At 65.8% G+C, this 21343-nt stretch carries 22 protein-coding genes; 12 read left to right on the top strand and 10 right to left on the bottom strand.

Annotated features, from left to right (window positions below; all coding sequences use genetic code 11):
- Window positions 1-59 precede the first annotated feature (59 nt).
- The 4 genes from KY495_RS11905 to KY495_RS11890 are packed head-to-tail and all read left to right on the top strand — an operon-like array spanning window position 60 to window position 4124.
- Window positions 60-392: a cytochrome c family protein gene (locus KY495_RS11905; RefSeq protein WP_229518587.1), complete on the top strand. Its 333-nt coding sequence runs from the start codon at window positions 60-62 to the stop codon at window positions 390-392.
- Window positions 389-1318 (top strand): c-type cytochrome, encoded by a 930-nt coding sequence (locus tag KY495_RS11900; protein ID WP_219883883.1) that lies wholly within the window; start codon window positions 389-391, stop codon window positions 1316-1318. Before KY495_RS11905 ends, KY495_RS11900 begins: the two co-directional genes overlap by 4 nt.
- Window positions 1315-3813, top strand: coding sequence for a cytochrome c oxidase subunit I (gene ctaD / locus KY495_RS11895; RefSeq protein WP_219883881.1), 2499 nt, complete (start codon window positions 1315-1317; stop codon window positions 3811-3813). Before KY495_RS11900 ends, ctaD begins: the two co-directional genes overlap by 4 nt.
- Window positions 3810-4124 carry a hypothetical protein gene (locus KY495_RS11890; protein ID WP_219883879.1) on the top strand — a complete coding sequence of 105 codons (315 nt, stop codon included), beginning with the start codon at window positions 3810-3812 and terminating at the stop codon, window positions 4122-4124. Before ctaD ends, KY495_RS11890 begins: the two co-directional genes overlap by 4 nt.
- Here KY495_RS11890 and KY495_RS11885 read toward each other — a convergent pair.
- The 3 genes from KY495_RS11885 to KY495_RS11875 all read right to left on the bottom strand — a co-directional run bounded on the left by KY495_RS11885 (window position 4098) and on the right by KY495_RS11875 (window position 7824).
- Window positions 4098-5477 (bottom strand): sorbosone dehydrogenase family protein, encoded by a 1380-nt coding sequence (locus tag KY495_RS11885; protein ID WP_219883877.1) that lies wholly within the window; start codon window positions 5475-5477, stop codon window positions 4098-4100. The genes KY495_RS11890 and KY495_RS11885 overlap by 27 nt on opposite strands.
- Window positions 5478-5562: 85 nt before the next feature.
- On the bottom strand, window positions 5563-6414 hold the full coding sequence (locus KY495_RS11880; RefSeq protein ID WP_219883875.1) for a fumarylacetoacetate hydrolase family protein: 852 nt from the start codon (window positions 6412-6414) through the stop codon (window positions 5563-5565).
- A gap of 87 nt (window positions 6415-6501) precedes the next feature.
- The gene (locus tag KY495_RS11875) at window positions 6502-7824 is read right to left on the bottom strand and encodes a nitrate/nitrite transporter (protein ID WP_219883873.1); all 1323 of its coding nucleotides are present in this window, start codon (window positions 7822-7824) and stop codon (window positions 6502-6504) included.
- A gap of 216 nt (window positions 7825-8040) precedes the next feature.
- Here KY495_RS11875 and KY495_RS11870 point away from each other — a divergent pair, with 216 nt between their 5' ends.
- Genes KY495_RS11870 through KY495_RS11860 form a run of 3 tightly spaced genes read left to right on the top strand, consistent with a single transcriptional unit; the run spans window position 8041 to window position 10646 of the window.
- Window positions 8041-8499, top strand: a complete 459-nt coding sequence (locus KY495_RS11870; RefSeq protein ID WP_219883871.1) for a cache domain-containing protein — start codon at window positions 8041-8043, stop codon at window positions 8497-8499.
- Window positions 8500-8505: 6 nt separating this feature from the next.
- Window positions 8506-8916 (top strand): cache type 2 domain-containing protein, encoded by a 411-nt coding sequence (locus KY495_RS11865; RefSeq protein ID WP_219883869.1) that lies wholly within the window; start codon window positions 8506-8508, stop codon window positions 8914-8916.
- A 32-nt stretch (window positions 8917-8948) separates the two neighbouring features.
- Complete coding sequence (locus KY495_RS11860) at window positions 8949-10646, top strand: methyl-accepting chemotaxis protein (protein ID WP_219883867.1); 1698 nt, start codon at window positions 8949-8951, stop codon at window positions 10644-10646.
- Window positions 10647-10653: 7 nt separating this feature from the next.
- Here KY495_RS11860 and KY495_RS11855 read toward each other — a convergent pair whose 3' ends face one another.
- Complete coding sequence (locus tag KY495_RS11855; protein WP_219883866.1) at window positions 10654-11226, bottom strand: DNA-3-methyladenine glycosylase; 573 nt, start codon at window positions 11224-11226, stop codon at window positions 10654-10656.
- A gap of 205 nt (window positions 11227-11431) precedes the next feature.
- On the opposite strand from KY495_RS11855, the gene KY495_RS11850 reads away from it, so the two are divergent.
- Both KY495_RS11850 and KY495_RS11845 read left to right on the top strand, forming a co-directional pair.
- Window positions 11432-12295 carry an HDOD domain-containing protein gene (locus tag KY495_RS11850; RefSeq protein ID WP_219883865.1) on the top strand — a complete coding sequence of 288 codons (864 nt, stop codon included), beginning with the start codon at window positions 11432-11434 and terminating at the stop codon, window positions 12293-12295.
- 53 nt (window positions 12296-12348) lie between these two features.
- The gene (locus KY495_RS11845) at window positions 12349-13533 is read left to right on the top strand and encodes a lipopolysaccharide assembly protein LapB (protein ID WP_219883864.1); all 1185 of its coding nucleotides are present in this window, start codon (window positions 12349-12351) and stop codon (window positions 13531-13533) included.
- A 10-nt stretch (window positions 13534-13543) separates the two neighbouring features.
- Here KY495_RS11845 and KY495_RS11840 read toward each other — a convergent pair whose 3' ends face one another.
- On the bottom strand, window positions 13544-14161 hold the full coding sequence (locus KY495_RS11840) for a glycine zipper 2TM domain-containing protein (protein ID WP_219883862.1): 618 nt from the start codon (window positions 14159-14161) through the stop codon (window positions 13544-13546).
- Between the two features lie 76 nt (window positions 14162-14237).
- Entirely contained in the window at window positions 14238-14807 is a 570-nt protein-coding gene (locus KY495_RS11835; RefSeq protein ID WP_219883860.1) for a DNA-deoxyinosine glycosylase, read from the bottom strand.
- A 112-nt stretch (window positions 14808-14919) separates the two neighbouring features.
- On the opposite strand from KY495_RS11835, the gene KY495_RS11830 reads away from it, so the two are divergent.
- The 3 genes from KY495_RS11830 to KY495_RS11820 all read left to right on the top strand — a co-directional run bounded on the left by KY495_RS11830 (window position 14920) and on the right by KY495_RS11820 (window position 16859).
- On the top strand, window positions 14920-15366 hold the full coding sequence (locus KY495_RS11830; RefSeq protein WP_219884219.1) for a DUF962 domain-containing protein: 447 nt from the start codon (window positions 14920-14922) through the stop codon (window positions 15364-15366).
- 69 nt (window positions 15367-15435) lie between these two features.
- The gene (locus tag KY495_RS11825; protein WP_219883859.1) at window positions 15436-16374 is read left to right on the top strand and encodes a DMT family transporter; all 939 of its coding nucleotides are present in this window, start codon (window positions 15436-15438) and stop codon (window positions 16372-16374) included.
- Window positions 16371-16859, top strand: coding sequence for a GNAT family N-acetyltransferase (locus KY495_RS11820; protein ID WP_219883858.1), 489 nt, complete (start codon window positions 16371-16373; stop codon window positions 16857-16859). The genes KY495_RS11825 and KY495_RS11820 overlap by 4 nt, the downstream gene beginning before the upstream one ends.
- Before the next feature lie 500 nt (window positions 16860-17359).
- Here KY495_RS11820 and hutI read toward each other — a convergent pair whose 3' ends face one another.
- Genes hutI through hutG form a run of 4 tightly spaced genes read right to left on the bottom strand, consistent with a single transcriptional unit; the run spans window position 17360 to window position 21330 of the window.
- The gene (gene hutI / locus KY495_RS11815) at window positions 17360-18586 is read right to left on the bottom strand and encodes an imidazolonepropionase (protein WP_219883857.1); all 1227 of its coding nucleotides are present in this window, start codon (window positions 18584-18586) and stop codon (window positions 17360-17362) included.
- Window positions 18576-19172, bottom strand: coding sequence for a HutD family protein (locus tag KY495_RS11810; protein WP_219883855.1), 597 nt, complete (start codon window positions 19170-19172; stop codon window positions 18576-18578). Before KY495_RS11810 ends, hutI begins: the two co-directional genes overlap by 11 nt.
- Entirely contained in the window at window positions 19169-20545 is a 1377-nt protein-coding gene (locus KY495_RS11805; protein ID WP_219883854.1) for a formimidoylglutamate deiminase, read from the bottom strand. The genes KY495_RS11810 and KY495_RS11805 overlap by 4 nt, the downstream gene beginning before the upstream one ends.
- The gene (gene hutG, locus KY495_RS11800) at window positions 20542-21330 is read right to left on the bottom strand and encodes an N-formylglutamate deformylase (RefSeq protein WP_219883853.1); all 789 of its coding nucleotides are present in this window, start codon (window positions 21328-21330) and stop codon (window positions 20542-20544) included. The genes KY495_RS11805 and hutG overlap by 4 nt, the downstream gene beginning before the upstream one ends.
- Between the last annotated feature and the right edge of the window lie 13 nt (window positions 21331-21343).

Raw genomic sequence — 21343 nt, 5'->3', positions numbered from 1 at the left:
TTGGGTTCATCCACTTTCAGGATCTGCTGGTGCGCGTAACGACACTCCCTGCCACCCTTATGTTGTGTGCCCTCGCCGGCTGCGGCGAGGAAACCGTGCGCCCGGTCGAAGGCGGCAACGCCACGCTGGGCAAGCGCCTGGTCGAGCAATATCAATGCACGTCGTGCCACGCCATTCCCGGCGCTGCCGGCGCATCGTCCAACGTCGGGCCACCGCTCGAGGGGTTTGGCAAACGCAGTTACATCGCCGGCCGCATCCCCAATCTGGCACCCAACCTGGTGCAATGGCTGGTCAATCCGCCCGCCATGAAACCGGGCACCATGATGCCCAACCTGGGCGTGTCCGAAGCCGAAGCGCGCCACATGGCCGCTTACCTGTATAGCGCAGAATGACGGCGCCGCTGCAATCGGTACTGCACCCGGCCGGCCCCGACGCGGCCATCATCACCGAATTCGCGTGGGTGCTGTTTGCCGGTGGCGCCGTCATTTTCGCCGCCGTCATGGCGCTGGCCGTGCTGGCACTGCGCCGCAGTACGCGCCCGGTCAGCACCACATGGTGGATCGCCGGCGCCGGCATCGCGTTTCCCGCCACGGTGCTGACGGTACTGCTCGGATGGAGCACCTGGCGCGCCGCCGCGCTGTCGCCCCAGACCTCGCTGCAGCCGCTGCAGATTTCGGTGACCGCCAAAATGTGGTGGTGGGAGGTGCGCTACCGCGACGCGGCCACCGGGCGCGAGATCGTCAGCGCCAATGAAATCCATATCCCGGCCGGGCAGACGGCCTACGTGGGCATTTCCAGCAGCGATGTGATTCACAGCCTGTGGGTCCCGGCCCTGAACGGCAAGATCGATGCCATCCCCGGCCGCATGACCGGGCTGACCCTGCACGCGGCGCGTCCCGGCGTCTACCGCGGCCAGTGCGCAGAGTTTTGCGGCGAACAGCACGCGCGCATGGCGCTGCACGTAGTGGCCCACGCGCCGGCCGACTATGCCAGGTGGCTGGCGCAGCAGGCCGCGCCTGCGGCCGCACCGGCCAGCGCGCTGCTGCAGCGCGGGCGCGACGCATTTACCGCCCAGCGCTGCGGCGCCTGCCACACCATCCGCGGGGTGGCCGAAGGCGCCACGCTCGGGCCGGACCTGACCCACGTGGGCAGCCGCATGCACATCGCCGCCGGCACGTTGCGCACCCATCGCGGCACCCTGGCCGGCTGGATTGCAGACCCGCAGTCGATCAAGCCCGGCGTGCGCATGCCGGCCGCCGCCGGTCTCGATGGCGACACCCTGCTGGCACTTGCCACCTATCTCGAGAGCCTGAAATGACGCCGCTGCCAAGCTCCCTCCCGCGCCCGCCCGGCGAACTCGCCGCGCTGGAAGCGGCCTGGAAGACGCCCGCCGGATGGCGCTTTTTTGCCACCGTCAACAATACCAACATCGGCCTGCTGTATATCGGCACCGCCCTGCTGTTCTTTGTCCTGGCCGGCATCCTGGGCCTGATGATGCGCACCCAGCTGGCCGTGCCCGACAATACCTTCCTGACGGCGTCCACCTACAACCAGGTCTTCACCATGCATGGCACGGTGATGATGTTCCTGTTTGCCATTCCCGTGGTCGAGGCCATCGCGGTCTACCTGCTGCCCAACATGCTGGGCGCGCGCGACCTGCCGTTTCCGCGCCTGTCATCGTACGCCTACTGGGCCTACGCCATCGGCGGCCTGGCGTTTTTCTGCACCCTGTTCGCGGGCCTGGCGCCGGACGGCGGCTGGTTCATGTATCCGCCCCTGACCGGCAAGGCCTATTCGCCGGGCCTCAATGCCGACTTCTGGCTGCTGGGGATCGGCTTTATCGAAATCTCCGCCATTGCCGGCGCCATCGAGCTCATTGTCGGCATCCTGTTTACCCGCGCACCCGGCATGTCGCTGGCCAAAATGCCGGTGTATGCCTGGGCCATGCTGGTGGTGGGCGTCATGATCGTGTTTGCCTTCCCGGCCATTATCGCCGGCACCGCCCTGCTGGAACTGGAGCGTGCCTACGACTGGCCCTTCTTCATCGCCGAGCGCGGCGGCGACCCGGTGCTGTGGCAGCACCTGTTCTGGTTTTTCGGCCATCCCGAGGTCTACATCATCTTCCTGCCTGCCGCCGGCATGGTCTCGCTCATGATCCCCGCGCTGGCCGGCAAGCCGCTTGTCGGCCGGCGCGCCATTGTGGTGGCGCTGGTGGCGGTGGGCATATTCAGCTTTGCGCTGTGGGCGCACCACATGTTTACGGCCGGCCTGGGTGTGATGAAGATGAGCTTTGTGTCGGCGGCCAGCATGGCGGTGGCCGTGCCCACCGCCATCCAGGTGTTCGGCTGGATCGCCACCATGTGGCGCGGCAAAGTGAACTTCAACGCGCCGACCCTGTTCCTGCTGGGTTTTCTGTTCATCTTCGTGCTGGGCGGCCTGACCGGCGTGATGGTGGCCCTGCTGCCATTTGACTGGCAGGTCCACGACACCTACTTCATCGTCGCCCACCTGCATTACGTGCTTATCGGCGGCATGCTGTTCCCGGTGGCGGCCGGCCTGTATTACTGGCTGCCGCTCATTAACGGCAACGCCATGTCCGACCGCGTGGCGCGCTGGGTATTTGGCCTCATGTTCGGCGGCTTCAACCTGGCATTCTTCCCGATGCACATTACCGGCCTGCTGGGCATGCCGCGCCGCGTGTACACCTATGGGGCCGACATGGGATGGGCGCTGCTGAACATGGTGTCGACCATCGGCGCCTTTGTGTTTGCCGCCGGCGTGCTGCTGTTTATCATCGATGCGGTGCGCGCCCTGCGCCGTCCCAAAAAGGAAGTGGACAATCCCTGGCACGCGGCCACGCTCGAGTGGCTGCCATCGGAAGATTATGGCAACCGCAGCATCCCGCGCATCGATTCGTCCGACCCGCTGTGGGACCAGCCCAACCTCGCGCGCGAGGTAGCCGCCGGCCAGCACTATCTACCCAACACGGTGACAGGCCTGCGCGAAACGCTGGTCACTTCGCTCATGAACGCCACCCCGCGCTACCTGCTGGTGCTGCCCGGCGACAGCTGGTGGCCGCTCATTGCCGCTGCCGGCACGGCGGGATTCTTCCTGCTGCTGACCGTGAAAATGACCCTGGTCGCCTGGATCTGCGGCCTGGCGGCCATTGCAGGCATCATCGTCTGGTTATGGGAGTCGGACCGCGCGCCGCCGGTGGCGACGGCGCGCGTGTCGGACGATCTGGTGCTGCCGGTGGGCGCCACCGGCGCGGCCTCGCATTCATGGTGGGCCACCATCATCATGCTGGTGGTCGATGCCACCATCTTCGCGTCGTTTGTGTTCGCCTATATCCATATCTCGATGCGGCTCACCGTTTGTCCACCCCCGGGAGCCAGCCTGGCCGCACCGATGTGGCCAACGGCAGCCGGCGTGCTGTTTGTGGCCGGTTCCCTGACCATGATGCTGGCCAGCCGCCGGGTGGGCAAGGCATCCCTGCCCTGGCTGGTCCTGGCCGCCCTGGCCTGCGTGGTGGCCGGCTATGCCAGCCAGTTCGGCGGCCAGTGGCTGGCCGGCTTTGATCCCACGGCCCAGGCCTGGGGCGCGTCGGTGGCCACCTTGATTGCCTACCAGGGGCTGCATATACTGGTGCTGGTCATCGCGGCCATCTACCTGTGCGCGCGCGCCTGGTGCGGCCACGTCACGGCGCGCAGCCGCGCCACCGTCGACAACGTGGCCCTGATGTGGCACTACACCACCTTGCAGGGCATCGCGGCAGCGCTGGCCATTCATCTGGTGCCATGGTGGATGGAATGAACAGCTGGCGCTTCTTCAAGCGCATATGGTTTGCCACGGCGCCGCTGGCGGTGTGGGGCGCGCACTTCCTGTTTTGCTATGTACTGGTGGCGGTGCAGTGCACGGTCACGCGCACCCAGTCCACGCTGCCACTGTGGCTGGCAACGGCGCTTGGCGCCGGCATATGCGGGTCGATGCTGTGGCAGGCGCGTTCGGCGCTGCGGGGAGATGCGGATCTTGCATCCCAGGTGCGGGCAGTGGCAGCCTTGCTGGCCGCCATTGCCATTACCTGGAGTGCGTTTCCCTTACTGCTGCTGGACGGGTGCGGGTGATGCCGTAGCCGGGGCGGCGGCCGCCGGCACAGCCCCTCCGGCCGGCGTCACGCGCCACACCACATTGCCCACGTCGTCGGCCACCAGCAGTGCGCCGGCCTTGTCGACCGCCACCCCGACCGGGCGGCCGTAGGCGTCGCCCTCCTCGTTCACAAAGCCACCCAGTACTTCGATTGGCTTCCCGCGCGGCATACCGTTGGCAAACGGGACAAAGACCACGTTGTAGCCGCTGAGCGGGGTCCGGTTCCAGGAGCCGTGCTGGCCGATGAACGCGCCGCCCCTGTAGGTGGCGGGCAGCATGGCGCCTTCATAGAACACCATGCCAAGGGGTGCGACGTGGTTGCCCAGGGCGTAGTCCGGGGACAGGGCCGTGGCCACCAGGTCCGGGCGCGGCGGCTTGACGCGCTGGTCCACGTGCTTGCCGTAGTAGGAGTAAGGCCAGCCATAGAAGGCGCCATCCTTGACCGAGGTGAGGTAGTCCGGCACCAGGTCACTGCCCAGTTCATCGCGCTCGTTTACGACCGTCCACAGGGCGCCACTGGTCGGCTCCCAGCCCATGCCGTTGGGATTGCGCAGTCCCGAAGCGAACAGGCGCGTTTTTTTGGTGGCCAGGTCCACTTCCAGGATTGCAGCGCGGTTGACTTCCTTGTCCATGCCGTTTTCGGCCACGTTGCTGTTCGAGCCCACGGTCGCATACAGCTTGCTGCCATCCTTGCTGGCGATGATGTTCTTGGTCCAGTGGTGGTTCAGCGGCCCGCCCGGCAGCGGGACCACGGCCTGCGGCGCCGTGGTGATGGTGGTGGCGCCGCTCTGGTAGGGAACGGAAACGATGCCGTCGGTATTGGCGACATACAGGGTCTGGCCGATCAGGGCCATGCCGAATGGGGAATTGAGCCCGGTCATGAAAGCGGTCTTCATCTCGGCCACACCGTCGCCATCAGCGTCGCGCAGCAGTGAAATGCGGTTGGCGCTCGGAACCGCGGCGCCTGCTTTTTTCATCACTTTTTTCATGATGAAGCCCTTGATGCCCTTGCCATCTTCCGGCCGTGGCGGGGCATTGCTCTCGGCCACCAGCACGTCGCCATTGGGCAGCACGTACAGCCAGCGCGGATGGTCCAGTCCCGTGGCCATGGCCTTGACTTCCAGCCCCGCGGCGGGGCGCGGGGTGACGCCGGCCGGCCATTGTTTGGCCGGGGCGATGTCGACGATGGGAATCAGGGCCTTGTCAGGCGGCGGCAGCGTGGGCACCGGCCCCACGCTCGCCTCGGGCGGCAGGGCCGCCTTGTCAGCACACCCCGCGAGCGCAAGCAGCATGCCTGCCCAACCGATATGAACAAGACCTTGATGGCGCATTTGCACTCCTCTTGATGTGGACCAGAACCCACAAGGATTTTAGTGCAATCGTGCCAACACTCTTGTTCTTTACGGTGAGGAAAGATCAGCCTTTTTTGTACGCCACCACATCCTGCTGCTGCTCGCCCAGACCGGCAATCCCGAGGCGCAGCTGGTCACCTTTTTTCAGGAAGCGCTTGGGGGTACGGGCGTCGCCCACGCCGGGCGGGGTGCCGGTGGCGATGATGTCGCCCGGCTCGAGCGTCATGAAGCGCGAGACGTAGCTGACGATGGCGGCGACCGGAAAGATCATGGTCGACGTGGAGCCGGTCTGCATGCGCTTGCCATTGAGTTCGAGGTACAGGTCCAGGTCCTGCACGTCGATCACCTCGTCGCGCGTCACCAGCCACGGGCCAACCGGGCCAAAGGTGTCGCAGCCCTTGCCCTTGTCCCACTGCGGACCGCGCTCCTTCTGGAATTCACGCTCCGACACATCGTTGACCACGCAGTAGCCGGCCACGTACTTGAGCGCGTCGTCCTCGCTCACGTAGCTGGCGCGGGTGCCGATCACGACGCCGAGCTCCACTTCCCAGTCCGTCTTCCTGGAGCCCTGCGGCAGCATGATGGCGTCATCCGGGCCATTGAGGCAGGTGATGGCCTTCATGAAGATGATGGGCTCCTTCGGAATCGGGGCGCCGGTTTCGGCGGCATGGTCGGCGTAATTGAGGCCAATGCCGATGAATTTGCGGATACCGGTCAGCGGCACGCCAAGGCGCGGATTGCCGCGCACCAGCGGCAGCGTCTTGTAATCGATGCGGGCGAGCTTGCGCAGGGCCTTGTCCGACAGCTGCGCAGGATCGATGTCGGGGATGATGGCCGAGAGGTCGCGCAGGCGGCCTTCTTCATCGAACAGGCCAGGCTTTTCCTTGCCCGGGCGGCCGTAGCGAACCAGTTTCATGCTTTTGCTTTCGTAGAGTGGCGGTCGGGGCGCATTGTAGCGCGGCCCTGCGAAAGCCGCCCGCAGGCGCCCCGGCCCGCCCGGCTGCTAGCCGCGCGCCGCCACCCGGACAGGGTGCACGTCCAGCGGCAGGACCGCTTCGGCCAGTGTTTCCTGTGCCACGCGGGGACGGGTCCGGGCCCAGGCCTGCCACGCATACCAGGCCAGGCAGGGAAGCTGCAGCACCACCAGGATGGCGAACCCGGTGCTGTAGGCAGGCGCCGGGTAATGGCCGGCCGCATCGGGCGGCCACAAGGCGATGACCTGGCCAAAGCCACCCTGCACCAGGCAGGCGCCGAGAAAAATGAGCATGTTCAGACAGGCCGACGCGCGGCTGCCCAGTTCCGGCGGCATGCTTTGCGCAACGATCGTGTATTCAATGCCGGTAATGGTACCCACCAGCGCGAACAGCACCGCCAGCAGGGGAAAGCTGGGGACGTAGCCAACGGCCATGGCGACCTGGATCAGGACGAACAGTCCCACCCCGCACGCGCCCACGTCCAGCGGCGTGACGCCGCGCCTGCCGGCCCATTCCGTGACGAAGCCCACGCCAATGGCGCCAAAGATCACGGCGGCCATGGTGAGATACAGCAGGTAGGCCACTGCCGACTCGGAGAGCTGCCCGATGTCGGTGAGCCAGCGCCCCACCCACAGGCCCTGCAGGCCCAGGAAGATGGTATGCGACACCAGCACCAGCGCCGTCACGCCGCGAAACTTCGGATGCCGCAGCACGGCGAGCAGCGATGGCAGCAGCGGCTGGGCGGGGGCCGGACGCCGGTGCTGGTGGCGCGGGGTGCCGAACCATATCAGCATGGCGGCAAGGGCGGTCAGCGCGGCAAGCAGCACGAACAGGCCGCGCCAGTCGGTGTAATCGAGCACCAGCCGCACCGGCAGCGTGGCCGTGGCCGCGCCAAGGCCGCCGGCGGCAATCAGGTAGCCATGCAGCGATGGCAGCTTGGCCGGCGGCATCCATGGCGCGATGCCCTTGACGCCGGCCAGCAGGGTGCCGCCCACGCCAAAACCCATCAGCGAGCGCGCGAGCATGAGTTCAAAAAAGCTCTCGCCACGTGCGAACAGCAGCGTGCCACCGGCCGCGATGAGCAGCAGAACCAGCAGCGCCTTGCGCGAACCATGGCGGTCGATAGCCGCTCCCACCGGCAGCTGGGCCAGCACCACGGCCAGGAAAAAGGCGCTGGTCAGCATGCCGAGCTGGCCGGCATCGAGCGCGAGCGAACCGACCAGAAAGGGAGCAAGCACGGCATTGGCATTGCGCAGCAGGAGCGACAGGAAGTGTGCCAGCGCAAACGGGACGAAAACAGTAAAGAACAGGGCCAGCCCTGTCGGGCCGCCCGGGATGCGTGTGCAATTCATGGGTCATCGCTCCGGAACAGAAACATGGGGAAACTAATGTTGTCCGGTGGAACGTTATCGCCTTTTCCAAGAAGGCAAATTGCTGCTCATCAAGAACGCGGCCTGCGCGCAACACTGTCTTCAGGCTTGCGCGAACGCAAGGGGCGGCAAGAGGGGGAGCGTACATTGGCCATGCACAAGAGCAACATTACCCCACCCAACTGGAAGGATAGATTCATGAAAACACTGCTGCGCGCAAGCGCCCTTTGCCTGGCCATGCAAACCGGGATGGCCCAGGCCGATGTCGAGCCGACCCAGAAAGATGCCATCGCCATGGTGGAAAAGGGCGCGGCCATGGTCAAGAGCCAGGGCAAGGATGAAGTCATGAAGCGGATCGCCGCCAGGGATCCGGAGTTTGTCGTCGGCTCGCTCTACCTGTATGCGCGCGATCTGAAAAGCGGCGTGGTGCTGGCACACCCGATCAATCCTGCCATCGTCGGCAAGGACTTGATCGACGTGCCGGACACGAACGGCAAAACCTACCGTCGCGAGATCATCGAGCTGGCCGCCAAAACGGGCAAGGGCTGGGTCGATTACACCTACAAGAATCCGGCCACCGGCAAGATCGAGCCGAAGACCACGTATGTGCTGCGGGTGAACGACATCGTGCTTGAAGCCGGCATCTACAAGAAGTAAGCGGCCATGAAAACGATCCTGTTATCTGCAGCACTACTGGTGTCAGCCGCCGCCAGCCAGGCTGCGGCCCCCGCCCCCACCGAGCAGGAAGCGCGCGCCATGGCCGCGCGCGGCGCGGCGCTGATCAAGGCCAAGGGGCGCGAAGAGATGGTCAAGCGCATCCACGCGCACGATCCGGAGTTTGTGCAGGAAGCGCTGGCGCTGACCATGCGCGACCTCTACACCGGCGTGGTGCTGGCCCACCCGGTGGACGCGCGGCGCACCGGCACCGACAACGCCGGCACCGATCCCGCCACCCGCCTGTATCCGCGCCAGGTGATCGAACTGGCGCAGCGCAGCGGCCAGGGGCGGCTGGACCAGGCCTGGATTGTGCGCGTGGGCGACGTGGTGCTGGAAGCGGGACTGGTGCTGCGCTAGCAGTACTTATCAACATAGACAGTGGAGCTGGCATGCTGAATACCTTACGAATCGGACCGAAGCTCCTGCTGGCGCCGGGACTTGTCCTGGCCCTGCTGCTGTTGCTGTCGGGGGGAGCTACCTACGGCATGGTGCGCCAGAATGCGCTGCTGGAGAACATGGTGCAGGTGCGGGCCGAGCGGCTCAAGGCGACGGCCGATGTCTCCGGCGACGTCAAGCATGCACATGCCAATATCTACCAGCTGCTGGCGTGGATGAATGCGAGCATCGCCAAGGCCAGGCTCGATACGCTGATCGGGGAGATCGACCGCCGCCACGCGGCCGTCGCCAGCCAGCTCGCCCAACTGCAGGCAGTGTCGGATGCGCAGGAGGGCGAGATCGTCAAGCACACTGCCGCCGCCCTGGCCACTTACCGCAAGAGCGTATCTGACACCATCGACATGGCCCGCCTGGACCAGTCGATTGCCACCAACGCCATGAATAAGGCGGAACAGCATTTCGGCGCCCTGACCGGCCACCTGGCCCGCCTGTCGGCGCTGGAAAAAAGCCTGAGCGTGGCGGCCTATGAAGCGGCGCGCGACGAATTCCGCACCCTGGTGGCCACCATGGCAGCCCTGGTGCTGCTGTCCATTGCGCTGTCGCTGCTGGTGACCATGCTGGTGCGGCGCGCCATGCTGCGCGACATCCAGGCCATTGCCGGGGTGGTGGAAGCGCTGGCCCACGGCCACCTGAGGCGCAGCGCCGGAACCCGGGGCCGCGATGAAATCGCCGATACCTCACGCGCCCTGGACCAGACCATCGTCAACCTCACCGGCACGCTGCGCACGGTGCTCACGTCGGTGCATTCGATCGACACGGCCTCGCAGGAAATCGCCAGCGGCAACCTGGACCTGTCGGCCCGCACCGAGATGCAGGCCAGCTCGCTGGAGGAGACCGCCAGTGCCATGGAAACGCTGACTGAAGCGGTGCGCGAGAACGCGGCCAATGCGCGCCGCGCCAACGACCTGGCAGCCAGCGCGGCGGTCCTGGCCACGGCCGGCGGCAAGGCCGTGGAACGGGCCGTGGTGACAATGGACCAGATCAAATCGAGCTCGCGCAAGATCGTCGAAATCATCGGCGTGATTGACGGGATCTCGTTCCAGACCAATATCCTGGCGCTGAACGCGGCAGTGGAGGCGGCGCGTGCCGGTGAACAGGGCCGCGGCTTTGCGGTCGTGGCGGCGGAGGTGCGCACCCTGGCGCAGCGCTCGGCGGCGGCGGCCCGCGAAATCAAGGGCCTGATCGCCAATTCGGTGGCCATCATCGATGTCGGCAGCGCCTCGGTGAACGAGGCCGGCAGCAGCATGGGCACGATCGTGGCCTCGGTCCAGCAGGTCAACGAAATCATTGAACGCATCAGCGCCGCCAGCTCGGAGCAGGCCGAAGGCATTGCCGAGGTTAACCTGGCCGTGGGCCAGATGGATGCGATGACCCAGCAGAACGCGGCCCTGGTGGAAGAAGCGGCGGCCGCCGCCGGCAGCCTGCATGAGCAGACCGTCAACCTGTCAAAGGCGGTGTCGGTATTCCAGATCGAAGGCAACTGGCAGGCCGACCCGGCCCCGCCGGCGCCGCGCGAGAGCACGCCCGAGCGGCGCAGCAGCTACAGTCCCATGCGCGGCAAGCCGGCGCGCAGCGTGGCGCGCGAAGCTGCCCTGGCACGCGCGAAGGCCCGCAGCGGGACCCCGGCCTGAGTCGACGTCAGCGGAAGGGCCGGCTCAGGAAGCGCGAGCCGGCCAGGCCAAAGCGCCACGGCACGGCCATCGCTTTGGAGATGCCGATCCGCCCGCCCACGGCCAGGGCGGGCCGCGCCAGAGTGCCCGCTTGCTCGTACGGCAGCAGTTCAAAGGGGGCCGCGTCCAGCGGCAGGCCGTCATGCAGCCGCGTCACGGCCATGGCCTGGCACAGTTTGCCGGGACCGGAGCACAGCAGCCGGTCTTCTTCCACACCGCGCCGCGCGCGCATGTGCGCCAGTCCCGCCAGGGGTTCGATGGCGCGGATCAGGACCCCGGCACCGTGCCCTTCCGGACCGCACACGAAGTTCAGGCACCAGTGGATGCCGTAGGAGCGGTAGACATAGGCGTGAGCGGAGGGGCCGAACATGGCCGCATTGCGCTCGGTGCGCCCGCCATAGGTGTGGGACGCCGGATCGGCCTGGTCGTAGGCCTCGGTCTCCACGATGCGTCCGCCCACGCCGTCCACCAGCACCGCCACGCCGATCAGGCGCTGCGCCACCTCGTGCGAGGGTGCATCAAAGTCTATTCCTGCAATCATGTTCATTCTTGCAATTCTAGCGAACAAGCATGATGGCGTGCCGCACAATGGCCGGGTCCGACGCGGCGGCGCCCGACGCGGCGGCGCCCGACGCGGCGGCGCCCGACACATTTACACCACAGTCCAGCAATTGCCAACTGGAAACTTCACGCGCGCTGGTTTATAGTCAAGGCTGACCCTGTTCCCGCCTCCGCCCGCTGACATCATGAGCAACCTAGCTGTTTCGGCAAACGCGGCCGCCGATCCTGTCGACGCCCTGATCAAGTCGATCCGGATTCCGCCGCGCCCCAGCCTGCTTGTCGACCTGCAGTGCGAACTGGCGCGTGACGACCCGTCGCCGGCTGCCATCGGCCAGATCATCGGGCGCGATGTCGGCATGTCCGGCGCCCTGCTCAAACTGGCCAACTCATCGTTTTACGGCGGCAAGCGCAAGGCCAAGTCGATCGACCAGGCCATCATTTTCCTGGGCATCAACCAGGTGGCAGCGCTCATGACGGGCTTGCTCGCGCGCCAGGCCATCGGTGCCGACAACCAGGCGCTGGCGCATTTTTGGGATGTATCGTCGCGCCGCGCCCAGGCCATGCTGTTCCTGGCGCGGCGCCTGCATATTGGCGAACCGGACGTGGCGCACACCTTCGGCCTGTTCTGCGACACGGGCGTGCCCTTGCTGCTCGACCGCTTTCCCGGCTACGCCGCCACCCTGGCCGAGGCGGCGCAAGACCCGCTGCGCCCGCTCACCGCACTGGAGGATGAGCGCCACAGCACCAACCATGCCGCCATTGGCTGCCTGCTGGCGCGCAACTGGGGCCTGTCGACCGACGTGTCCTGGGCCATCCTGCACCACCAGGATTACAGCGTGCTCGACGACACGGCCACCGCTGACGCGGTGCGGGCGCTGGTGGCGCTGTCGGTGCTGGCCGAGAGTGCCATTGCCCAGTACCATGGGATGGCCAGCTCGCTGGAATGGGACAAGGGCGGCGCGCGCGCCTGCGCCTACCTGGGCCTCGATACCGATGAGATTGATGAATTGCTCGATGCATTGCAGGAGTGCTTTCATGCGCTGGACTAGACTTTGCCCGCCTGCAGGACGATACTGATAGCAAGAACGTGAGGAGGTGTGCCATGAAACAGGGCTTACGTGCAATCCTGGCAATCTGCCTGTGCATCCTGGCGACCGGCTGCGCCACCGCCCCGCCACCACTCGCCACGGCCGACCTGTTCGATGATGCCAACGTGCGCCCGGCAACCGAGCCGGTGACCGCCAGGGACCTGTTTGTCGTCTCGCCTGCCATGCAGGCCTACCTCGACAATCCCGCCTTCAAGCGCCAGCTGCGCAACAATGGTGTCATCATGGGCATGATGGATGCCCTGTATACCAAGGGCGAACTCAAACTTGACTACGCCGCCGATACCACCCGTCCGGCTGCCGAAACCTTTGCCGCCCGCAAGGGCAACTGCCTGTCGCTGGTGATCATGACGGCAGCCTTTGCCCAGGCGCTCAATCTGGACGTGATCTTCCAGGACGTGGTGGTGGACCAGCAGTGGAGCCGCAGCGCAGGCCTGTATGTGTCCAATACCCATGTCAACCTGAGCCTGTCGAACACCGGCACGAACGCCGCCTACGACGTCAACCCCACCCGTACCGTCATTGATTTCATCCCGCCGGCCGACGCCGAGCGCCAGCGGGCCTATCCCATCAGGCGCGCAACGATCGTGGCCATGTACCTCAACAACCGGGCCGGCGAAGCGCTGGCGCAGCAACGCTTCGATGATGCCTATTGGTGGGCACGGGCGGCCGTGCAGGCCGACCCTGGGTTCATGACAGCGTACAACACCCTCGGCGTGGCTTACCAGAAACGGGGCAATTACCTGATGGCGGAACGGGTCTACAAGCGGGCCCTGACCCGCACCCCGGAAGACACGATCGTCATGCACAACCTGGTGCAGGTGCTCAAGGTCAATAACAAGCTGGAAGAGTCAGGCGCGCTGGCAGCGCGGCTGGCGAGCATTGAACCCTTCCCGCCTTACCATTTCTTTGAACAGGGCATCAATGCCCTGACGGCAGGCCAGACTAACGTTGCCAAAGCCATGTTCGCACGGGAACTCAGGCGCGCGCCCTACAACCATGAATTTCATTACTGGCTGGCGCTCACACACCTGAAACTGGGCGATGCACGGGCGGCCCGCAACGGCCTGACGGCGGCCATCACCCACAGCCCGACGCCGGACGATTCACGCCGTTACAGCGCCAAGCTCGACTACCTGAAGTCGCTGGCAGCGAGCGCCAGCCCGCTGCCTTTGCGCTGACCAGGGTGGCTTAACGCTGGTTGCGCTTGGCAATCTCGTTGCCGAGGTAGCCGCCGCCAATCACCCCGGCCAGGGTGGCCAGCTTCTTGCCATTGCCGCCACCGATCTGGTTACCGATCAGCCCGCCAATGACGGCGCCGGTGCCGATGCCCACATAGCTGGGCTGGCGCGGTGCCGGTGCCGGTGCCTGATAATCGGGCGCTTCGTAGGCCGGGGCACGGCGCACCGGCTCGCGGTAGACCACGCGTTCAGCCTTGACCGGCTTGCGGGCGGCCTGCACCTTGCGCTTGACCACGGGACGCTCCACTTCGTGGGTATGAGCGGCAAGCTGCGCCACCGGCGCCGCCGCAGCCGGCGCCAGCGCGGCCGGCTGGAGCACCAGCGGCTGCGGCTGCGCCATCAATGGCTGTGGCTGGGCGGCCAGTTGTTGGGCCGCCAACAGCTGCTGCGCCTGCAGCAATTGCTGCTCGGGCGTGAGCACGGCTGCGGCCTGGGTGGCAACGCGGGCTTGCGAACTTGGCAGCAGTCCCGTGATCGCGGCCGTACCGGCAATGCTCACGGTAATGACCGACAGTGCTGCGGCGGCCATCAAGGGGTGGATGCGGGTGGCTGTGCTGATCTTTTCCATGGTCTGTGCTCCTGGTGGTGTTGAACTCAGGATCAGATTAACGGGATCGATCAGCCCAGGCTAGGCGATAGCTGTATCAATCGTAAGGATGTGTAAGCTGCAACGCCGCCGACAGGCCCAGCCAGGCGCGCAGCTTTTCCTCGTAGGCCAGGGTGTAGGCCGGACTGCTCGATGGCAGGGCAACAATCCGGTATCCGGCCGCCCGCGGTCCCAGCACCTTCAGGCCCAGCCTGGCGGCCGTGCCACCGTTGAAGGCGATTGTTTGGACTTGCGGCAGGCGGGCCAGCAAGCCCGGCAGGTCGTTGTCGGCGCGCTCGCGGATGGCGCTGTCCAGGCTGCCCGGACGGTGGGCGGCGGCCACCACATCCCACAAGCCGACGCCGCAGCCGAGCAGGGCATGCAGCCGTTCTTCATAAGGCAGTGCCACAAGGTCGAGCCCGGTGACCGCAGACATCAGCATCCAGAAGCGATTTTGCTTGTTGCCATAATATTGCTGGCGCGCCAGCGACTGGTCGCCCGGCAGGCTGCCCAGGATCAGCAGGCGGGTGTGGGCGTTGGCCACGGGCGCAAAGCTGGTCTTGCGCACGGCAGTGTCAGGCGTGGCGGGCACGGCCGTTGGCGAGGGCGGGCGGGGCAAAGGCGGCATGGCGCGATTTTAGCGCGCCGCCAAACGCCCAGTGTAAAATCTTCCGCACACGCTCGCCCACGCGCGGGCATCGATAACAAGCGGCCCCGGGCCGCAGGAGACCAGCATGAACATGAATACCGGCAGCGAGCCGCGCGATATCGACACCTTGCTCGGCAAGTACAGTGAAAGCCATCTCAACCACACCAATGAAATCATTCATTTCATCTGCGTGCCCGTGATTGTGTTTTCCCTGCTGGGCATCCTGTGGGCCTTCCATCCCCTGGTCGCGGTCGCTGCCGCGGCGGCGTCCATGGCCTACTACATCAAATTGTCCAGGAACTTCGCGATCGGCATGGGCGTCATGGCCCTGTTCATGCTGGGCATCCTGGCCTTGCTGCCCCCCATGAGCATCCTGCCCCTGTCGATTGCCATTTTCGTACTGGCATGGATTGGGCAATTCATCGGCCACAAGATTGAAGGCAAGAAGCCCTCGTTCCTCGACGACCTGCGCTTTCTCCTGATCGGCCCCCTGTTCGTGCTGAGCTTTCTGTACCGCCGCCTGAAACTGGCCTGGTAGTCGGCAAATCCGCCACGGCGGCAGCGTTTGTGGCCAGCAGGAAACAGCAAACCCCCGTATACTTGCTGGATGTCTTCCCCACTCCTGTTTGCCATTGCTTCCCTGATCTGGGGATCGACCTTCTGGGCCATCACGCTGCAGCTGGGCGATGTCGCCCCGGCCGTGTCCGTGGTGTACCGCTTCGGCCTGGCCTCGGCCGTGCTGTTTGCCTGGTGCCTGGCGCGTGGCCAGCGCCTGGGCTTGCCGCCCGGCGCCCAGCGCTGGGTCATGCTGCAAGGCTTCTTCTCGTTTGCCCTCTCCTATGTGTGCACTTACACCTCCGAGCAATACCTGGTGTCGGCGCTGGTGGCCGTCCTGTTTGCCCTGATGGTGTTCTGGAACCCGATCTGCCTGCGCATCGTGTACGGCACGCCCATCACCTGGCGCACCTGGGCGGCGGGCATGGTGGCCATTGTCGGCGTGAGCATGCTGTTTTTTCACTCGATTGCGGCAGCATGGAAGGACATCATCGGCGGCGGCGCCGGCACCTTCCTGTTTGGCCTGGTGCTGGCGGTCACGGCCACGATCGCCAGTTCGGCCGGCAACGTGGTGGTGACCAAAATCCGCGAAAAGTCGTCCAACCTGTTCCTCACCATGGCCTGGTCCATGTTGTGGGGAACGCTGATCGTGACCGCCTGGGCCTTGCTGACGGGACAGGCATTTACCTTGCCGGCGGCCCCGCGCTACTGGATGGGCCTGCTCTACCTGTCGCTGTTCGGCTCCGTGATTGCCTTTAGCGCCTACTTCACCCTGATCAACCGGATTGGCTCGCAAAAGGCGGTGTACGTGGGCGTGATCACGCCCGTCATCTCGCTGCTGCTGTCGATCCAGCTTGAAAGCTACCGGCCCGGCCCGCTCGAATTTTTCGGCATGTTCCTGTGCCTTGCCAGCGTTGCCTGGGCCGTGCGCACGCCCGCGCCGGTGCGCAAGGCAGCCATCAACCTATCCACCGTTCCCGAGGTCCCATGACTGCAGCACACTTTTCCATCCGTCCAGCCCGGCCTGACGACGTTGCCCACATCCACGCCATGATCGTGGAACTGGCGGTCTTTGAAAAACTCGAACACCTTGTCATTGCGACCGAAGCGCTGCTCCATGATGGACTGTTCGGTCAGCGCCCGGCCTGCGAAGCCATCATTGGCGAAGAAAATGGCGAAGTGGTCACCTTTGCCCTGTTCTTCCACAATTTTTCCACTTTCCTCACCCGCAAGGGCTTGTATCTGGAAGACCTGTACGTCAAGCAAGCCTACCGCGGCAAGGGCTATGGCCGCCAGATGCTGGTGGCGCTGGCCAACATCGCCCTCGAACGCCAGTGCGGGCGCTTTGAATGGTCGGTGCTGGACTGGAATGAGCCAGCCATCAATTTTTACAAGAGCATGGGTGCCGAGCTGCTGCCGGACTGGCGCATCTGCCGGGTGGCGGGCGCATCACTCGACAGCCTTGCCAAAGCCTAGAAAGAAAAAACCCACGGGCATGAAGTGCGCCGTGGGTAAACCCATGTCTTGCTATGGGGAGGGGAGATAGGAACTAATCTACGACTTCACTATAGGTCGGACCCGTCGTAAACCATGGATTCTTTACATTTGCTTACCGCCAGAAACGTTCGGTAAGGCCATGTAGTAATAATTACCGATCCGCAAAATTTCGATTTGTCCCCGCGCAAACTTAAGCGTCAGGCGCGGCGTGCGACCCGCCGTTCGCACTCCCAAGCCCAGGCCAAGGGGCTTGAGCGCGGCCAGCACGACGGCCGTGTTGCGAAGTCCTTGGCGATGTTCGACCCGGGCGTGCGGCGCCGCCTGTGCGGGTCAGCATCTCGCCCAGGATGAAGGACTCGGTAAACCGCTTGGAGCCGACGCGCAGCCTGTCAAGACCCTGGGCCAGCGCAAGCTGCATGGCCAATAACAGCATGATGACGACATGGACCGAGGTGCGCATGCCCCCTCTGCCGCAGTGATCAAGCGGCCAAGCTTACCAGCGGGGTGCGCGGCAGGCCGGCGTTGACCACGGCGCGGCAAGGATTGAAGCCAATGGCGTACGACAGGTCAGCCGGCCGCGCGATGTCCCACAAGGCGAAATCGGCGCACTTGCCCACTTCCAGGGTCCCGATGTCCTGCTGCAGGCCGAGCGCGCGCGCCGCGTGGATAGTGGCGCCGGCCAGGGCTTCCTGCGGCGTCAGGCGCCACAGGGTACAGGCCATGTTCAGCGCCAGCAACAGCGAGGTCATGGGAGAAGTACCGGGATTGCAGTCGGTGGCCACGGCCATCGGCACGCCCGCCGCGCGCAGCGCCGCCACGGGCGGGGGCGTGGTGTCGCGCAAAAAATAATATGCGCCGGGCAGCAGCACGGCCACGGTACCGGCGGCCGCCATGGCGGCTATGCCCTGCTCCGTCAGGTGCTCCAGGTGGTCTGCCGACAGGCCGCCAAAGCGCGCCACCAGTTCGGCGCCCTGCTGGTTGGACAGCTGCTCGGCGTGCAGCTTGACCGGCAGGCCATGCGCGCGTGCAGCGGCAAAGACCTTTGCGGTCTGGGCGTTGCTAAATCCGATGCGTTCGCAAAACGCGTCCACGGCATCGACCAGGCCTTCGCTGGCCAGTGCCGGCAGCATGTGCGTGCACACATGATCGACATACTCGTCGGCGCGGCCCGCGAATTCCGGCGGCAAGGCGTGGGCACCGAGGAAGGTGGTGGCCACCCGCACCGGCAGTTCGCTGTCGACACGGCGCGCCGTGCGCAGCATCTTGCGTTCGGTGTCCAGCGTCAGGCCGTAGCCGGACTTGATCTCCAGCGTGGTCACGCCTTCGGCCAGCAGGCTGGCCACGCGCGGCAGCGACTGGGCCAGCAGCGACGCGTCGCTGGCCTCGCGGGTGGCGCGCACCGTGGACATGATGCCGCCGCCGGCGCGCGCGATATCTTCATAGGTGGCGCCGTTCAGGCGTGCTTCGAATTCATCACTGCGGTTGCCGGCGTGGACGATGTGGGTATGGCAGTCGATCAGGCCCGGCGTCAGCCAGGCCCCGCCCCCGTCGTACACCGCGGCGGCCGGCGGCGCATCGGCGCGCGGTCCGATCCAGCTGATGCGGCCTGCTGCAACGCCGATGGCCCCATCGCGCAATTCGCCATACCCCTCCACCATGGTGGCCAGGTTGACGTTGGTGAAGACGATGTCGCAATCAGCTGCCATGCGCGTCCTGGGTGAGGAAGATATCGACCACGAACACGGTCGCCATGGGCGACTCCAGCGTCCACACGGAGCCTTTTTCAAAGATCACCGCATCGTAGCGCACCATGCCGATGCGCTCCACGTCGCTCGACACCGACAGGCTCTCGCCTTCGGCCAGGAACAGGACCGTCACGTCGCCGCGCGGCGCAAAATCCGACAGAGCGTCCAGTACGCGCCGCCCGAGGCGGTGATGGCAGCGTGCACGCCGGGTCATGACGTTGAAGTCAGTGGTGGCCCCGCCCGAGAGGGTGGCTGACACCGGCGCTTCGCCGGGGAATTCGATGATGGGTTCATCCTCGTTGAGGGCGTACTTGCGGCCATCGCCGAGGTCCAGCATCACGCCCGGGCCATCGACCAGCGCCAGCGTGCGGTCCACCCCGGGAAAGCTGGAAAATGGACCATCGGCTGCGATGGTGGCCAGGCTGATGCGCCAGTCAAAGCTATCAAGACCGGCGCCGGGCGGCGAAATGGCCACTTCGGTGGTGCTGCCCCCGCCATTTTTCCAGGGCGAGGGTTCAAGTCCGGCAAAGGGAATCAGGAGTGTCATGATCGCAGTGTCCGCAGTTGCGCAATGGCGTCCCGGTAACGCTGGGCGATGGCATCCTGCGCCACATGGCGCCCACCGCGCACCATCCAGCGACCACCAACCATGACATCGCTCACCAGGTTGTCATTGCCACAGAAAACAAAAGTCCCGAGCACGTCCTCGGGGGAGATGGCGGCCAGATTGGGATGCTCGCTGTCGAGCACCACCAGGTCTGCGCGCTTGCCAACTGCCAGGGCGCCCACCGGACGCCCCGCGGCCAGCGCGCCGCCTTGCAGTGCACTTTGCCACAGGAAGTCGCCCACGCGGCGCTGCGCAGGCGAGGCGGCCACGTTGCGCCTCTGGTGCAGCAGGCGCTGGCCGTATTCGAGCCAGCGCAGTTCCTCCACGGCCGACTGCGAAATATGGCTGTCGCTGCCAATGCCAAAGCGCCCGCCCGCTGCCAGGTAGGGCGACAGCGGAAACAGCCCGTCGCCCAGGTTGGCCTCGGTGGTCGGGCACAGGCCGGCCACCGCGCCGCTGGCGGCCAGCGCCCGCGTTTCGCCCTCGTCCAGATGGGTGGCGTGGACCAGGCACCAGCGCGGGCCGATCTCGAACTGCTCCATCAGGTGGCGCACCGGCCGCTGGCCTGTGGCCGCGAGCGATTGCTCGACTTCGCCCTGCTGCTCGGCGATATGGATGTGCACCGGTCGCGCCTGTGGCAGGCTGCCCAGCACCTCGCCAATCATGGCCGCCGACGCCGCGCGCAGCGAGTGCGGGGCCACGCCCACTTCGAGCTGCGGGCCGCGCAGGCCCTCCAGCGCTTCAATCACCTGCATCACTTCCGCCGGCCCCGTGCGAAAGCGCTTTTGCTCAGGCTTGAGGGGCTGCTCGCCAAACCCGGAAAAGCTGTACAGGACCGGCAGCATGGTCAGTCCCATGCCGGTGGCGGCAGCTGCCGCCACCACCCGCTCGGCCGTTTCCGCAGGCCGGGCGTACATCTGCCCTTGCGGGTCGCGCTGCACGTAATGAAATTCGCACACCGAGGTGTAGCCGTGGCGCAGGCACTCCGAAAACAGCTGGGCAGCGATGGCCTCGATATGCTCGGGCGTGATGTGGCGCGCGAAGCGGTACATCAGGTCGCGCCAGGTCCAGAAGCTGTCCGGGCCTGCGCCGGCCGTTTCGGTCAGGCCGCCGAGCGCGCGCTGGAATGCATGCGAATGCAGGTTGACCATCCCCGGCAGCACCAGGCCCGCAGCTGCCTCGCCGGCCTGCTGCTGCACGCCGGCCTTGACGGCCGTGATGGCGCCGGCGCCGTCCCATTGAATGCGCACATCGTCCTGCCAGCCGTCCGGCAGCAGGGCGTGGCGCGCGAACAGGGACGTGGCAATCGTCATGCGCGCACCCAGTCCACGGCCGATTCGAGCAGTTTGCGCAGCAGCGGCTGCACCTTGGCCGCGTGTTCCGGCCGGTAGGCAAACGGCGCCGCTTCATCCATGTACAGGCACTGGCACATTTCAAGCTGGATCGCGTGCACATTGGCCTGCGGCTGGCCATAGTGGCGGGTGATATGTCCGCCCTTGAAGCGGCCGTTGACGGCGACCGTAAATTCGCCCTGGGCGCGGGCCACGGCGACCACCGCAGCTTCCAGCTGCGCGTCGCACGTCGTGCCCTGGGCCGTGCCGAAATTGAGGTCCGGCAGGCGACCCTCGAAAAAGCGCGGCACCACCGAGGCGATGGAATGCGCATCCCACAGCACCACGCGCCCGTGAATGGCCAGCATGCGCTCAAGTTCGGCGCGCAGCTGGTCATGATACGGCTGCCAGTAGCGCACCAGTCGCTGCTGCACTTCCTGCTGGTCCGGATTGTCGCCCTCGCGGTACAGCGCCTCGCTGCCAAAGGTGTCGACCGGGCACAGGCCGGTGGTGGACAGGCCCGGATACAGGTTGGTGTCTTCCGGCGGGCGGTTCAGGTCAATCACATAGCGCGACCAGCGCGCCGAGATGGTGGAGGCCCCCATCTCGTCGAGGAAACCGTACAGCTCCCTGAGGTGCCAGTCGGTGTCGGCGCGCTCCAGCGCGCAGGGCGCCAGGCGGGCGGCGATATCGTCCGGGATATCGGTGCCCACGTGCGGCATCGACACCAGCAGGGGGATCGTGCCTTCCTTGAATGCGAAATCCATGCTCAACCTCCGG

This window comes from Massilia sp. PAMC28688 (assembly GCF_019443445.1).
Taxonomy (GTDB): Bacteria; Pseudomonadota; Gammaproteobacteria; order Burkholderiales; family Burkholderiaceae_D; genus Telluria_A.
This window is presented reverse-complemented; position numbering and strand designations above follow the sequence as displayed.